We start from the raw sequence: 14697 nt of genomic DNA on the forward strand, positions 1-14697 counted from the left end.
TACGCCGGAAGGACGGACCGGGTCAGCTGGATTCGCGGTGCACGGCTCTCGCGCCCATCAGGTCGTGGATCTCCGGCTCCTCACCCGGCTCACGGACCATGCCGTCGACCAGTTCGGCCAGCCGGCGGCCGGTCACCATGTCGATGTGCACCGTGCTCAGTCGCGGGCGCAGGAGCCTGCCCAGCAGCAGATCGTCCGCGCCGATGACGGCGGTAGCGCCCGGGACATCGATGTCTTCGTCCTGGAGGGCGCGCATCAGGAGCTGGGCGTGCTCGTCGTTGTACGCGTACACCGCGTCCAGTTCCAGCTCCCGCCAGCGGGCGGCGAGGGCGGCGGCCGACACCTCGTCGTACGACAGGGGCAGCGGCTCGATGCGGGCGCCGGTGACGGCGGCCGCCCTGCGGGCGCCTTCGAGCCGCGGTTCGGAGAAGAGCTCCAGACCCGGCTCCTCGGGCATCACGACCCCGATGGCCCGTCGGCCGCGTGCGACCAGGTGCGACACCGCGCAGCTTCCGATCTCGCTCTGGTCCATGACGAGCGAGTGCGCGCCCTCGACCCGTCGCGGGCCGAGGGTTATGACGGCCTTGGCGCCGGAGCGTTTGAGTACGTCGACGCTGTGGCGGGTGAGGGCCACCTCTCCGAAGGATACGACGGCGACCGGCCGCAGCTCCGCCCAGGCCCTGGCCGCCTCGTCGCCCTCGAGTCCGAGGCTGCCGTACTGAACGACCGTGTAGTCGAGTCGGCGCAGTGCCCACTGGAGTTCGTTGAAGAACTGGCTATAGAGGGGCCCGACGGGGACGTGAGCGGTCGGCAGCAGCACCATGCGGGTGTGCCCGGCGCGCAAGCTGCGGGCGGCGGCGTGGGGGACGTATCCGAGTTCTTCGGCGGCCTCACGGACACGTCGGCGGGTGGGCTCACTGATGCGCACGGCCGAGGTGTTGTTGAGCACGTACGAGACGGTGGCCCGGGAAACTCCGGCCAGCCGGGCGACATCGGCGCTGGTGGGAACGGGGCGTTCTGCGGACTGCTTGGGTGTCTGGCTCATCGCCCTCGGCATCCTTCCAGAACGGCACCGAACGCCGTCCGGTGGATGGCCGGAAACGAGCGCCAGAAAGGGTTTACACGCGTCAGTGACACGCGCCATCCTCGGTCGGCACCCCCGCTTCGTCACCTCGTCCGGAGGGCAGTGTGGCCGCACGGACTCCCGGCTCCGCCGGCTCTGCGGCCGGCATCGGCCGGGCGGCTCCGCAAACCCCTCGAAACCGGACCGCGGAAATCCGCCGGAAGCCCTTGATCGCGGCGGGTCGCGATGAGCGCCGCGATGTAAGCGCTCTCGGGCGGCTTCCCGGCGGTCCGCCACGGCCTGCCCGCAGAGGAGATCCATCCGCCCCGGAACGTGGCCGAGTTCGGTCTGATCTTCGGCCCGAACTCCCGTGTCCTGACGGCCGGTTCGCGCGTCCGGCGTCGCGTGCCGGGCCGACACGCGACCGGCCCTGCGGTCGCGGATCGGTGCGGCCCTGCGGTCGCGGATCGGTGCGGTCCGGCGTCGGACGCGGATCGGCTCGGGTCCGGCGCCGAGTGCCGGGGCGGCACGGGGCCGGCCTGCGACCGCGGATCGGCTCGGCGTCGGGTGCCGGAGCGACGCGGTCGGGCAGCTCGCGGTCGTCGGTCCGTCTCCGCGGGACCGGTCCCGCGGTCGCGAATCGCCGCGGGTCCGCGTCGGCTCGGGTCGGCTCGGCGGCAGCCGCCGCACAGGTTCGAGGCCGGCGTCGGACGCGGGTGGCGGGGAACCGGCCCCGCGGCCGCCGCATCGGCTCGGTCCGTCCTCGGCGGCCGGAGCCCGATCCATGCCCGGCCCCGGATCGGGAAGCCGCCGTACCGCCGGGCTGTTCTCGACCACAGCGCTCCGCCCCGGCATGAACCACCCGATCCGTTGCACCAGTTCGACGCATGCACCCCCTTCGACTGCCCACCGCCCCGCACCGGAAAGGCATCACTGTGCAGCTCCACACCACGACCTGGGGGACGGGCGACCGTCTCGCGCTGCTCGTCCACGGCATCATGGCCGACCACCGCACCTGGCGGCGGGTCGGCCCCGCACTCGCCGCGCGCGGCTACCGCGTGCTCGCCGTCGATCTGCGCGGTCACGGTGCCAGCGGCCGAGCGGAGCGCTACACGCTCCAGGACCACGCGGACGACCTCGTGGAGACGCTGCCCACCGGCGCGGAGGTGGCCATGGGTCACTCGCTCGGCGGTCTGGCCCTGTCGAGGGCGGTACGGCAGCTGGCACCGGAACGAGCCGTGTACGCGGATCCCGCCTGGCATCTGCCGGACGGCGACGACGGGTACCGTCCCGACCTCTTCGCACAGGCCAAGACGCTGACACGGGAGCAGATCCGGGCCGCCGGTCCCCGCTGGGACGAGGTGGACGTCGGCATCGAGCTGGAGACCCTGCGGGTCTGGGAGGAGGGGACGGCCTACGGTCTGGCCGGCCTCGCCGGCACGGATCTGCTGCCGGCCGAGCCCGTCGTACCGTCGCTCGTCATGCTCGCGGACCCGAGCTTCCTCGTACCCGCCGAGCGGGCGGAGCTGCTCACCGCGCGCGGCTTCGAGGTGCGGACGGTCCCCGGGGCCGGGCACACCATCCACCGCGACGACTTCGACGGCTTCATGGCCGCGCTGGACGGCTGGGTCTGACGCGCGACGGACGTGGGCACCTGCGGCGCGCCGGGCACGGGCAGCAGGTCCTCGCGGCTCCGGGCGACGCGCCTTCGTCGCGCGCTCGCGCAGCTGCCCGCACCCACCAGGGACCCCCGGACCGGCGAGGCTCTACCGTGGGCGCGTGACGATCTTCCGCCGTTCCTCCGACTCCTCCGACGACCTCGCCCGGCCCGGCCGCAGCGGTCCGGGCGCGACGACCGAGGCCGACCCCGCAGAGGTGGGTCCGGTCCGCACGTCGTACGCGCCGGACCGCGACGGTGACCCGGACCCCGGCGAGATCGTGTGGACCTGGGTGCCGTTCGAGGAGAACGACGGTCGCGGCAAGGACCGCCCGGTGCTCGTCGTGGCCCGGGAGCCCGCCGGCACACTGCTCGCCGTGCAGCTCTCCAGCAGGCGGCACGACCACGACCGCGAGTGGGTGCCGATCGGCGTCGGCCCGTGGGACAGCGCGGGCCGGGAGTCGTGGGTCGACCTCGACCGTGTGCTGCGCGTCCACGAGAGCGGTATGCGCCGTGAGGCCTGCGCGCTGCCGCGGCCGCGGTTCGATGCGGTCGTCGCGCGGCTGCGGGAGCGCTACGGCTGGAGCTGACCTGGAGCTACCGGCAGGGGCCCGGCGCTACGGCCGGAGCTGACCGGCGAAGGCCCGGCGGAAGGCCTCCAGGGTCGACCCCTCCGGCGTACGGTCGAGGACCGCGAAGACGACGTGCTCGAAGTGACCCGCGAAACGGCCGTCCGCGGTGAGCAGCGCGTGGAACGCGCCCGCCACCGCGCCCGGGTCGTTGCGGAACACTCCGCAGCCCCAGGCGCCCAGCACGAGCCTGCGGTAACCGGTCGCGACGGCCGTCTCCAGGACCCGTTCGGCGCGGGCCGCGAGGGCTGCCGGGATGCGGTGGGCCTGCTCGGGTGTGCGACGGGTGATGACCCCGGCGTTCGGTGCGGGCGAGGTGAGGAAACCGGCGGTGTACGGCGCGTCGAGCAGCTGTCCGCGGTCGTCGCGGAAGACCGGGACGCCAGGGGAATGAATGACCCGGTCGGAGTAGAACGGATCGCGGTCCGCACGGTGGTGGGCGTAGTACTCGGGGGCGCGCAGCAGCGTGCTGTAGAGGGCGGAGGCCCGGCACAGCGCCTCCTCCTGGGCCTGGGCGCCGTTCAGATAGCCGCCGCCGGGGTTGCGTGCCGAGGCGAAGTTCAGCACGGCGACCGGTGCGGCGTCCGCCGCGGTGAGGCGCTGGGCGGCCTGGGTGCTGCTCTCGCCGGTGACGTCGAAGACCGTCGTACGGTCGCTGTCCGGGGTGACGGGCACGCTCTCGGGCCCGTACATCCGGGTCCCTTCCAGGGCGGCGGCCAGGTCCGGAGCGATCACCACACGGCGTCCGTCGGACGCGAAGTAGTGGCCGATTTCAACGATCTCCTGGGTGTGCTTGGCGATCCCCCGCAGTCGTGCACTCATGCGCCACATCGTGGGTGAGCGGCGACAGCTGGGGCAATCGGTTTATGTGCGCCACACGGGCCCCAAGGGCACTCTTGTGCGAACCTGCGGCGCTGGCCTTAGGTTGGCAGAGTGCCTTCGAAGGAGGAGCGGATCATGCACCCACCTGATCCCGGCGACTACGGCCGGCCGATGGACGAGGGAGAAGCAGAAGATCTCCTTCGATGTATCTGCTTCAAGAACGGCCCGCCCAGAACGGTGGGTGTGGAACTGGAATGGCTCGTACACGACCAGGACAGACCCCATGAGCCCGTCCCGGCCGACCGCCTCATAGCGGCATACGACCGGGTGCGCTCTCTGCACCTCGACTCGCTCCTGACCTTCGAACCGGGCGGCCAGCTGGAGCTCAGCTCGCTCCCCGCCGCCTCCCTGACGGAGTGCATCGACTCCGTCGCCGCCGATCTGGACGCCGTACGCGCGGTGCTCCGGCCGGCCGGACTCACCCTCGCCGGGTACGGACTGGACCCGTGGCAGACGCCGCGCCGGCTCCTCCACGAACCCCGGTACGAGGCCATGGAGGCCTTCCTCGACCGCACCGGCCCCGCCGGCCGCGCCATGATGTGCACCTCCGCCTCCGTCCAGGTGTGTCTGGACGCGGGCAACGAGGAGCCGGGACCGCTCGGCCACGGCAGACGCTGGCAGCTCGCGCATCTGCTCGGCGCGGTGCTGACCGCCGCGTTCGCCAACTCCCCCGCGCGGGAGGGCCACTACACCGGCTGGCGCTCCACGCGTCAGGCCGTGTGGGCCGAACTGGACGCCGTACGACCGCTGTCACCGCCCCTGGACCGGGAGCCGCGGGCGGCCTGGACGGCGCACGCGCTGGACGCACCCGTGATGTGTGTACGGGCGCCCGAAGGGCCCTGGGCTCGGCCGGAGGGGCTCACCTTCCGTCAGTGGCTGCGCTCCGGCGGTCCGCGCCCGCCGACCCGCGAGGATCTCGACTACCACCTGACCACGCTGTTCCCGCCCGTGCGGCCGCGTGGCCATCTCGAACTGCGCATGATCGACGCTCAGCCGGGCGAGGACGGCTGGAGGGTGCCGCTGGCCGTCACCACGGCCCTGTTCGACGACGCCGAGGCGGCCGAGACCGTCTACCGCGCCGTCAAACCGCTGGCGGAGTACGCCGGTCCGCTGCCCGCCCCGTGCAATCCGCTGTGGATGAGCGCGGCCCGGAACGGACTGACCGACCCCGAACTGCACGCGGCGGCCGTCATCTGCTTCGGCGTAGCCCTGGAGGCGCTCCCCCGCATCGGCGCTTCCACCGCGGTACAGGAGGCGGTCGCCGCCTTCAACGAGCGCCATGTCCTGCGGGGCCGATGTCCCGCCGACGATCTGCGCATCCCGTCACTCGGGAAGGAACCGAGCTCATGACCGACGACCTCAGGCGACGCGCTCTCGACGCGCTGATCACCGCCCGGGACCGCACCGCCGGTCTCACCACCTGCGTGGACGAGAACGAACTGATCGCCCAGCATTCCCCGTTGATGTCGCCGCTGGTCTGGGACCTCGCGCACATCGGCAACCAGGAAGAACAGTGGCTGCTGCGGACCGTCGGAGGCCGTGAGGCCCTGCGGCCCGAGATCGACTCCGTCTACGACGCCTTCGAGCACCCGCGCGCCCTGCGCCCGACCCTCCCCCTGCTCGCCCCGTCCGAGGCCCGCACCTACGCCTCCGACGTACGCGGCCGGGTCCTCGACATCCTCGAGCGCACCCCGCTGGAGGGCACCGACCGGCTGACCGACTCGGGCTTCGCCTTCGGCATGATCGCCCAGCACGAGCAGCAGCACGACGAGACGATGCTCATCACCCACCAGCTCCGCAAGGGTCCCGCCGTGCTCAGCGCGCCCGAGCCCCCGGCGGGCGGTATGCAGGGCCTGGCCGAGGAGATCCTGGTCCCCGGCGGCCCCTTCACCATGGGCACCTCGACCGAGCCGTGGGCGCTGGACAACGAGCGTCCCGCGCACCGGCGCGACGTGCCGGCCTTCCATCTCGACACCGCGCCGGTGACCTGCGGCGCCTACATCGCGTTCATCGAGGACGGCGGCTACGACGACCCCCGTTGGTGGGCCGCCGAGGGCTGGGACCAGATCCGCCGGCACGACATCGGCGCACCGCTGTTCTGGCGCCGGGAGGCCGGGCAGTGGCTGCGCCGCCGCTTCGGCGTGACGGAGCCGGTGCCCGCGGACGAGCCGGTGCTGCATGTGAGCTGGTACGAGGCCGACGCCTACGCCCGCTGGGCGGGGCGGCGGCTGCCGACCGAGGCCGAATGGGAGAAGGCCGCCCGCCACGACCAGGAGGCGGACCGCTCGCGGCGCTTCCCGTGGGGCGACGCGGACCCGACGCCCACGCAGGCCAACCTGGGACAGCGCCATCTGCGTCCGGCCCCTGCCGGAAGCTACCCGGAGGGCGAGTCCCCGCTCGGCGTCCGGCAGTTGATCGGCGATGTGTGGGAGTGGACGTCGAGCGACTTCCTCCCCTACCCCGGCTTCGCCGCGTTCCCCTACCGCGAGTACTCCGAGGTGTTCTTCGGCAGCGCCCACAAGGTGCTGCGCGGCGGCTCGTTCGCCGTCGACAAGGTGGCCTGCCGCGGCACCTTCCGCAACTGGGACCTCCCGGTGCGGCGCCAGATCTTCTCCGGCTTCCGCACCGCACGGGACGCCGCCGGCCACGAGGATGTCACCTGATGTGCCGTCATATCGCCTACCTCGGCCCGCCGCTGCCCCTCGGGCAGTTGCTGGCCGAACCGGCGCACGGACTGCTGCGGCAGTCGTGGGCCCCCCGCCGCCAGCGGTACGGGACGGTCAACGCCGACGGATTCGGCGTCGGCTGGTACGCCGAGGGCGATCCGGTGCCCGCACGCTACCGGCGCACCGGACCCATCTGGGCGGACCTGTCGTTCACCGACATCGCCCGGGTCGTCCGCAGCGGGGCGGTGCTCGCCGCCGTCCGGGACGCCACGGAGGCCGGTGCGGACGGCGAGGCCGCCGCGGCTCCGTTCGCCTCCGGGCCCTGGCTGTTCAGTCACAACGGGGCCGTCAGGGGCTGGCCGCGCTCCATGGCGCCGCTCTCCCTCTCCCTGCCCGCCACCGACCTGCTCTCGCTGGAATCGCGCTGCGACTCGGCGCTGCTGTGGGCCCTGGTGCTGCGCAGGCTGCGCGACGGCGACGAACCCGGCCAGGCGATCGCCGAGACGATCTACGAGGCGGCCGGGGCCGCACCGGACTCACGGCTGAACTTCCTGCTCACCGACGGCGAGACGATCGCGGCGAGCGCCTGGGGCGACACCCTGTGGTACCTCGCCGAGCCCGGCCGCCGCACGGTCGTGGCCTCGGAGCCGTACGACGACGATCCGCACTGGCGAGAGGTGCCCGACCGGACACTGCTCGCCGCAACCCGAACCGATGTCCTGCTGACACCGCTCAAGGAGCCCACTTCGTGAGCCCGTTCCTCTTGACCCGCACCCTGCCCGAGGACGCCACCGACGCCGCGCTGCGCGGCGACGTCCTGCACGGGCTCACCCGCACCCCCAAGACGCTGCCGCCGAAGTGGTTCTACGACGCCCGCGGAAGCGAGCTGTTCGAGGAGATCACCCGGCTGCCCGAGTACTACCCCACCCGAGCCGAGCGGGAGATCCTGATCGACCGCTCGGCGGAGATCGCCGCGGCGACGAAGGCCCGGACGCTGGTGGAGCTGGGCTCGGGCTCCTCGGAGAAGACCCGTCATCTGCTGGACGAGCTGAACGACCTGCACAGTTATGTGCCGGTCGACGTGAGCGAGAGCGCCCTGCGGGGCGCGGCCGAGGCGCTGCTGGAGGAGCATCCCGGGCTCGATGTGCACGCCCTGATCGCCGACTTCACCCGCGGGCTCGCGCTGCCCGGCACTCCGGGCCCCCGGCTGGTCGCGTTCCTCGGCGGCACGATCGGCAATCTGCTGCCGGCCGAGCGGGCGGCGTTCCTGAGCTCGGTGCGGTCGCTGCTCGACCCCGGGGACGCGCTGCTGCTGGGCACGGACCTCGTCAAGGACGAGGACGTGCTGGTACGCGCCTACGACGACGCCTCCGGGGTGACGGCCGCGTTCAACAAGAACGTCCTGAACGTCCTCGCCCGGGAGCTGGGCGCGGACGTCGACCCCGCCGACTTCGACCATGTGGCGCGATGGGACCCGCAGGAGGAGTGGATCGAGATGCGGCTGCGGGCGCGTCACGCCCTGAGCGTGAAGATTCCCGAGCTGGATCTCGTGGTCGCCTTCGAGGAGGGCGAGGAGATGCGCACCGAGATCTCCGCGAAGTTCCGTCAGGAGGGTGTGCGGACGGAACTGGCGGCGGCGGGCATGGAGTTGACGAACTGGTGGACGGACAGGGAGGGCAGGTTCGCGCTGTCCCTGGCGACGGCCTGCTGAGCCGCGCGGGCCAGTGAGCGGCGGTCGGGGAAACTCCCCGCGGGGATGGCCGGCAGCAGCCGGATCTCGGCGGTGAGTTCACCGGCCGCCACGACCCGCCACAGCGACGCGGGCAGCGAGTCCTCACCGACGAAGGCGGCCGCGCCGGTGGGCAGATAGGTGATGCGGACGGGCTGCACGCTCGCGCCGGCGTCCAGAGCGGCCTGGAAGACGGCGTGCCGGAAGCGGCCCTGCTCACGCCCGCACCAGGTGGACCCTTCGGGGAACGCGATGACCCGGGCGCCCCCGCGGAGCGCGGAGGCCATCTCGGCCACGGCCGCGGGGAGTGTCCGCAACCGGTCGCGCTCCAGGAAGAAGGTGCCGCCGCGGGCCGCGAGCGGTCCGAGGACGGGCCAGTGCCTGACCTCTGTCTTGGCCAGCATCCGCCCCGGCAGGGCGGTGGCCATCAGCGGTATGTCCAGCCAGGAGATGTGGTTGGCGACGACGAGGGAGCCCCGCGGGGCGTAGGGCCGGCCGACGATCCGCAGGCGCACACCGAAGGCGCGCAGCACCGCCCGCGTCCAGCAGCGGGTCGCCAGATGCCGGAACCGGGTGCCCAGTACCAGGGCGAGCAGCGCCACCAGCGGCCCGACGAGGATGCCGGCGAGCGCGGTCAGCAGTCCTGCCGTCAGCCGGGCGACCGCGGTGATCGTGCCGGCCACCGGGCCCTGGTGGGTGGCGCATCCGGCGGGGGTGCAGGGCGCGCCGGGGAGCCAGACGCTCATCGTCCGGGGGCGAGCGAGAGGAAGTGGTTCAGGTAGCGCGGGTTGGTGCGGCGCAGCGAGAGCAGTACGTACAGGTCGGCGACACCGAAGTCGGCGTCGTGGGCGGGCGCCCCGCACACCCAGGCGCCGAGGCGGAGGTATCCGCGCAGCAGAGCGGGCAGTTCGGTGCGGCCGGCGGGAAGGGCGACGGTGTCGGCGTTCCAGACCTTGTGGGGGGTCACCCAGTACTCCTCGGGGGCCAGGTTCTTGCTGCGGACCGTGGACCAGGTGGCCGCGGCGAGGGTGCCGCCGTCCGCGAGCGGGATCGAGCAGCAGCCGGCCAGCCAGTTGTGTCCGGTGCGGGTCATGTACCGGGCGAGCCCGGCCCAGATCAGGCCGATGACGGCCCCGTTGCGGTGCAGCGGGTGGACGCAGGAGCGGCCGACCTCGACCAGGTCGTCGCGGATGGGGTCGAGCCGGGCCAGGTCGAACTCGGTCTCGGAGTAGAGCCGCCCGGCCGCACGGGCACGGTCGGGCGGCAGCAGCCGGTAGGTGCCGACGACCTCGCCGGTGTCCGCCTCGCGCACCAGCAGGTGGTCGCAGTACGCGTCGAAGGCGTCGATGTCCAGACCCGGCTCCGGTCCCTCCAGCCGTGCGCCCATCTCGCCGGCGAAGACCTGGTGGCGCAGCCGCTGGGCTGCGCTGACGTCCTCCTGGTCGCGGGCGAGCGAGACGATGTACCGGGGCTGCTCGGCCTCCGCGCCGGCCTCGGGGAGCCGGGTGGGGAGCGACGTAGGGGCCGGGGCGGGGAGTCGGAGGGGCGCGGCGACGACGGCTGGCGATGCGGGCATGGCTGTCTCCTGTGCCGGACGGAGGGGGACGGACCGCCGGTGCGGCGGCCGGCTCCTTACTTCTTCCGTGGCCGGCTGGATTCGACATGACAGCCCGGCGGAGAGTGGATGTGCGACGGCTGAATGCCGGGGTGTCACCCGCGTGCGAGGACGTCCGTGATGCGCTCGGAGGCCTGCCGCGCCGCGCGAGCGGCGTTCTTCCCCTGGAGGACGGCGGTCATATAGGTCTTGATCGGGTTGTCGGCCTCGACCTCGGCCCACTGCGGAGAGTTGGGGGTCGCCCGGCCCTGCGCGGCTCCGACGGCCATCGCGGCCGTGCCCTCCTCGCCCTTGAGCACGCCGGCGAGGGTGGTCTTGTTGGGGACGTAGTTCATGGTGCGGGCGAGATCGGTCTGCCAGCGCGTCCCGGCCAGCGCCTTGACGACCTCGATGGCCGCCGCCCGTTCGCGGGCCTTCTCCGGGACGATCAGGTCGGAGCCGCCGGTGAAGACGGCGCCGGGTCTCTGGGCCGTCTTGCCGGGCACGGGGAAGTAGCCGAGCTTGCCCTTCAGGTCCGGGTTGGCCTTTTCGATGACGGTCGCGGCGCCGGGCACGGCGATGATCTGGGCGACATCGCCCTGGGCGAAGACCTCCGCCTGGGGCGGCGTCTGCTCGTCGGCGGCCTTGGGCCCGTCGCCGTGTGCCTGGAGCTCCTTGTAGAACGCCATGCCGCGCAGCGCCGCCGGGGTGTCGAGGGTGCCCTGCCAGTCGCCGCCTCGCTCGACAGCCAGGTCACCGCCCTCGTCCCAGATGAAGCCGGACAGGGTGTACCAGTCCTGGCCGGAGAGGTAGATGCCCTGGACGCCGTTGTCGTCGAGCTGCTCCGAGGTGTCGAGCCACTGGGCCCGGGTCTTGGGAAGCGCGGTGATCCCGGCGTCCGCAAAGAGGTCCTTGTTGTAGATGACGACGCGGTTGGCCGCGTACCAGGGGATGCCGTACTGGGAGCCGTTGATGCTGCCGGGTTCGGCGAGTCCCGGCAGCCACTGCTCGTTGCCGAGGTCGCGTACGGACTCCAGCGTGAGGTCCAGCAGGGCGTCGCTCTCCGCGTACTGGGCGACCTGGGTGTTGCCGACCTCGATGATGTCGGGCCCCTTGCCGCTCTCCAGCGCGGCCATGACCTTCTTCCCGATGCCGGTCCACTCCTGGAAGGTGACGTCGAGCTCCACCGACGGGTTGTCCTTCTCGTACGCGGTCGTGAACCGCTTCAGGAAGTCGTCGGAGACGCTGTCCTGCATCAGCCAGATCCGCACGGTCCGTGTATCCGATCCGGTGCCGGGGATCACCCCGCAGCCGGTGAGCGTGAGCGCGGAGACGAGCGCGACGGACAGGGCACGGAAGTTCTTCACGGCGGTCACCTTCGGCGAGAGGACACGGGAGCGGACCCGACATGGGGGGAAAGCGCGCTCCGCGCTCGCACGGGTGTGTGGGTGGAGTTTGGTATGTACCAATGCCCGGGTCAACCCCCGGCAGCCGCCGGAGGGTTCGCGCGCGGGGGCGGGCGCGCGACGGCGCCCGCCCCCGCGACGCCGGTCAGCCGGTGCCGGGGACCGTGTCCTGGAAGGCCGTCCCGGCGGAACGGAAGGCGGCCACACGGGCGCCGACTTGGGCGGGAGTGAGCACCTGGTCCTTCACATGCAGCACGTAGTCGACCTTCTGGTCGTAGGCGCGCGGGGTGGTGCTGGTCTGGCCCGCGAGATCGATGAGCCACTGGTTGAAGTTGATGGACATCGGGCGCTCGGGCAGATACCGGGCGTCGTGCCGGCCGAACAGGGTGCCGTCGACGTAGTAGGTGATGGCGCTGTTGTCGATGGTGACGACGAGGTCGTGCCAGCCGGCGTAGCTGGTGCGGGCCTCCGAGTGCTGGTTGACCGCCTCCCAGGGGTCGGGCCGGTAGGTCTCCCACGAGGTCGTGTAGAGGATGTTGGCGGGCTCGCCCCAGCCGCCATTGGGGAGGTACTCGAAGTCGTACTCGGCGTAGTCGTCCGCCATCGGGGCCTTGAGGTCGTTGATGGTGAAGAACGTCTGGACGAGGCGGTCGCCGTCCGGGCCCGACCTCGGGGCGTCGGAGAACCTCACGCGCGCCGCGTAGGTACCGTTCTTGAACTTCGTGGCCCGGGTGAGGATTTCGGTCTGCTCGGTGGAGGCGGCCGTACCGGCCGTGGAGGTCTCCAGGTTCATGACCGAGTTGGTCCCCTCCCTGGCGAAGGTGACGTTCTCCGGCGCCCAGGCCGCGCCCGGCACTCCGGGGCCGCCGGAGTTGGAGCGGACGTTCCAGCCGTGGGCGCTGAGCGCCGGGTCGGTGTGCGAGGTGTAGGTGAAGTCGTCGAACAGCGTGGCTCCGTCGCCGGGCGGGTCGGTGGGATCCGTCGGATCCGGGTCGGGGTCGTTGCCCGCGGGGGCCGTTCCCCACACCGTCGCGCCACCGACGGCCGCGGTGACCTTGGACCAGTCGCCGTACGCCGTCCGGGAGGCGGCGAAGGAGTAGTCGTCGTGCTGGTTGATCGACTGCCAGTCGCTGCGGTGGAACCGCAGTTGCATGTCACCGGTGTCGGCGCCGGCGGCGAGCGATCCGGCCCCGGCCGTGAAGCCGATCTCCAGATAGCGGTCGGCGTCGGCCGTGGACCGGGCCAGGGTGCCGAAGGTGCCCGTGATGTTGGCGCAGCCCTTCACCGCCCAGGAGCAGGCGAAGCGGTACGAGGCTCCCGCGTCGGCCTTGAAGTAGTAGCGGATCTTCACCTGGCTCAGCGGGACCGAGCTGCTGCCGGTGTTGACCACCTTGAACCAGGGCTCGGCCTGGTCGCTGCCGGTGGCGCTCTGCCGGTACTGGACCTTGACCTGCTCGCCGGCGGCGGCCGCCGGCAACGCGGTCAGCGTCGCGCAGCCGAGGCCGGCCACGGCCGCGGCGGCCACGGCGGCTCGAAGGCGCAGGGGACTGAGGCTCATGGGGAATCCTCTCGGGACGGGTGGAGCACGGGGGGCCGGTCCGGCACGCCGAGCGCGTCGAGCCGGGCTCTGTGGCGGTGCATACGCGCCTGGAAACCGGGCCAGTCGTGGCCACCGGACCAGGCGGTGTCGGCGAGCGCGCACAGCCGGGGGAAGGCGAGGTACTCGGCGTGCGCGGGGGTGGTGACGTACTCGGTCCACAACTGGGCCTGTGTGCCGAGCACCCGGGCCGCGGCTTCCGGCTCCCAGTGGGCGGGCGCCGGTTCGGTCGCATGGACGGTCCGCAGGTCGACGACCTGGCCCGGCTGGCCGGGCGGCTCACCGGGCAGTGCGGACTGGGGGTAGTCGAGGTACGTGGAGCGGTACGGCGCCATGATCACCTGCCGGCCGCCGCGGGCGGCGGCGAGACCGTGCCGCTGGTCCCGCCACGGCAGCACGGTGAAGGTGTCCGGCAGATCGACACCGGTCTCGGTCCAGCCGAGCGGACGGCGGCCGCGCTCCGTGACGAACTCGCCCATGCGGCCCATGAACCAGCCGTGCAGGGCACCGGGGCCCTCCAGCCCTTGCTCGGCGACCCGGGCCAGCGCGGCGGGCGACTGATGCCATTCCGTCGTCGGGCACTCCTCGCCGCCCAGGTGGACGTACGGCGAGGGAAAGGTGTCCATCACCTCGTCGAGGACGGTGCGGCAGAAGTCCAGGACCTCGTCGTGGACACCGAGGACCGTGTCGCACACACCCCATCGGCGCCAGACCTCCAGCTGCCGCCCGGGGCGGTTGCCCAGATGCGGGTAGGCGGCGAGCGCCGCGCGCGCATGGCCCGGCATCTCGATCTCCGGCACGACGGTGATGCCGCGGGCGGCGGCGTGATCGATGAGCCCGGCGAGTTCCTGCCGGGTGTACGCACCGCCGTGCGGGGTTCCGCCGACCTCGGTGAGCTTGGGACGGGCGGCGACGGGCATACGCCAGCCCTGGTCGTCGGTGAGATGCAGGTGCAGCACGTTCAGCTTGTGCAGGGCCAGCAGGTCGGTGAAGCGCCGCAGGAAGGACACGGGCTGGAAGTGCCGGGCCACGTCCAGCATGGCTCCGCGCCAGGCGAACCGGGGGACGTCGGTGATCTGCACACAGGGCACGGACCACGGGGTGCCGCGCACCGGGTTCCCGGACAGGGCCTCGGGCGGCAGCAGTTGACGGATCGTCTGGACGCCGTGGACCAGTCCTTCGGGACGGGCGGCCCGCAGCAGCACCGCGTCGGCGCCCACGGTGAGTCCGTATCCCTCCGTGCCGAGTCCGGTGAGGTCCGCGTCGAGGGCGATGACGACGCGGCCGTCCGCGGCGAGGGGCAGCGGAAGTCCCGTGGCGGGGGCGAGCAGGGTGCGCAGCAGTGCGGCCGCGGGCTCGGCGCCGGGCGCCGCTCGGACGGTCGTACGGTCGTCGAAGGTGAACCTGCCGTTCATGACGGTGAGTTGGGTCGGCCGGGGCACCAGGTCGATGCGATGGCGGGACAGCGGCATGA

At 72.4% G+C, this 14697-nt stretch carries 13 protein-coding genes; 6 read left to right on the plus strand and 7 right to left on the minus strand.

Annotated features, from left to right (window positions below):
- Positions 1 to 22: 22 nt before the first annotated feature.
- A complete protein-coding gene (locus tag RPQ07_RS04650) occupies positions 23 to 1045 on the minus strand; it encodes a LacI family DNA-binding transcriptional regulator (protein ID WP_313942723.1) in 1023 nt (340 codons plus the stop codon).
- A gap of 953 nt (positions 1046 to 1998) precedes the next feature.
- Between RPQ07_RS04650 and RPQ07_RS04655 the strand changes: the two genes are divergently transcribed.
- Complete coding sequence (locus RPQ07_RS04655) at positions 1999 to 2697, plus strand: alpha/beta fold hydrolase (protein WP_313948784.1); 699 nt, start codon at positions 1999 to 2001, stop codon at positions 2695 to 2697.
- Positions 2698 to 2842: 145 nt separating this feature from the next.
- Positions 2843 to 3310, plus strand: a complete 468-nt coding sequence (locus RPQ07_RS04660; RefSeq protein ID WP_313942724.1) for a type II toxin-antitoxin system PemK/MazF family toxin — start codon at positions 2843 to 2845, stop codon at positions 3308 to 3310.
- Positions 3311 to 3337: 27 nt separating this feature from the next.
- Here RPQ07_RS04660 and RPQ07_RS04665 read toward each other — a convergent pair whose 3' ends face one another.
- Positions 3338 to 4171 carry a TIGR02452 family protein gene (locus tag RPQ07_RS04665; protein WP_313942725.1) on the minus strand — a complete coding sequence of 278 codons (834 nt, stop codon included), beginning with the start codon at positions 4169 to 4171 and terminating at the stop codon, positions 3338 to 3340.
- A gap of 135 nt (positions 4172 to 4306) precedes the next feature.
- Between RPQ07_RS04665 and egtA the strand changes: the two genes are divergently transcribed.
- From egtA to egtD, 4 genes are read left to right on the plus strand one after another with little or no spacing between them, the layout of a single operon-like run.
- Entirely contained in the window at positions 4307 to 5581 is a 1275-nt protein-coding gene (gene egtA, locus RPQ07_RS04670; protein ID WP_313942726.1) for an ergothioneine biosynthesis glutamate--cysteine ligase EgtA, read from the plus strand.
- The gene (gene egtB / locus RPQ07_RS04675; protein ID WP_313942727.1) at positions 5578 to 6894 is read left to right on the plus strand and encodes an ergothioneine biosynthesis protein EgtB; all 1317 of its coding nucleotides are present in this window, start codon (positions 5578 to 5580) and stop codon (positions 6892 to 6894) included. The genes egtA and egtB overlap by 4 nt, the downstream gene beginning before the upstream one ends.
- Positions 6894 to 7649 carry an ergothioneine biosynthesis protein EgtC gene (gene egtC, locus RPQ07_RS04680; protein WP_313942728.1) on the plus strand — a complete coding sequence of 252 codons (756 nt, stop codon included), beginning with the start codon at positions 6894 to 6896 and terminating at the stop codon, positions 7647 to 7649. The genes egtB and egtC overlap by 1 nt, the downstream gene beginning before the upstream one ends.
- Positions 7646 to 8608 (plus strand): L-histidine N(alpha)-methyltransferase, encoded by a 963-nt coding sequence (egtD, locus tag RPQ07_RS04685; protein WP_313942730.1) that lies wholly within the window; start codon positions 7646 to 7648, stop codon positions 8606 to 8608. The genes egtC and egtD overlap by 4 nt, the downstream gene beginning before the upstream one ends.
- On the opposite strand, the gene RPQ07_RS04690 is transcribed toward egtD, so the two are convergent.
- From RPQ07_RS04690 to RPQ07_RS04710, 5 genes are all read right to left on the minus strand, one after another.
- Complete coding sequence (locus RPQ07_RS04690; protein WP_313942731.1) at positions 8503 to 9372, minus strand: lysophospholipid acyltransferase family protein; 870 nt, start codon at positions 9370 to 9372, stop codon at positions 8503 to 8505. The two genes, egtD and RPQ07_RS04690, sit on opposite strands and share 106 nt — an antisense overlap.
- Complete coding sequence (locus RPQ07_RS04695; protein WP_313942732.1) at positions 9369 to 10202, minus strand: GNAT family N-acetyltransferase; 834 nt, start codon at positions 10200 to 10202, stop codon at positions 9369 to 9371. The genes RPQ07_RS04690 and RPQ07_RS04695 overlap by 4 nt, the downstream gene beginning before the upstream one ends.
- 134 nt (positions 10203 to 10336) lie before the next feature.
- A complete protein-coding gene (locus RPQ07_RS04700; protein ID WP_313942733.1) occupies positions 10337 to 11587 on the minus strand; it encodes an extracellular solute-binding protein in 1251 nt (416 codons plus the stop codon).
- A gap of 184 nt (positions 11588 to 11771) precedes the next feature.
- Entirely contained in the window at positions 11772 to 13184 is a 1413-nt protein-coding gene (locus tag RPQ07_RS04705) for a cellulose binding domain-containing protein (RefSeq protein WP_313942734.1), read from the minus strand.
- Positions 13181 to 14695: a beta-N-acetylhexosaminidase gene (locus tag RPQ07_RS04710; RefSeq protein WP_313942735.1), complete on the minus strand. Its 1515-nt coding sequence runs from the start codon at positions 14693 to 14695 to the stop codon at positions 13181 to 13183. The genes RPQ07_RS04705 and RPQ07_RS04710 overlap by 4 nt, the downstream gene beginning before the upstream one ends.
- Positions 14696 to 14697 lie beyond the last annotated feature (2 nt).

This window comes from Streptomyces sp. AM8-1-1 (genome assembly GCF_032229325.1).
GTDB lineage: Bacteria > Actinomycetota > Actinomycetes > Streptomycetales > Streptomycetaceae > Streptomyces > Streptomyces achmelvichensis.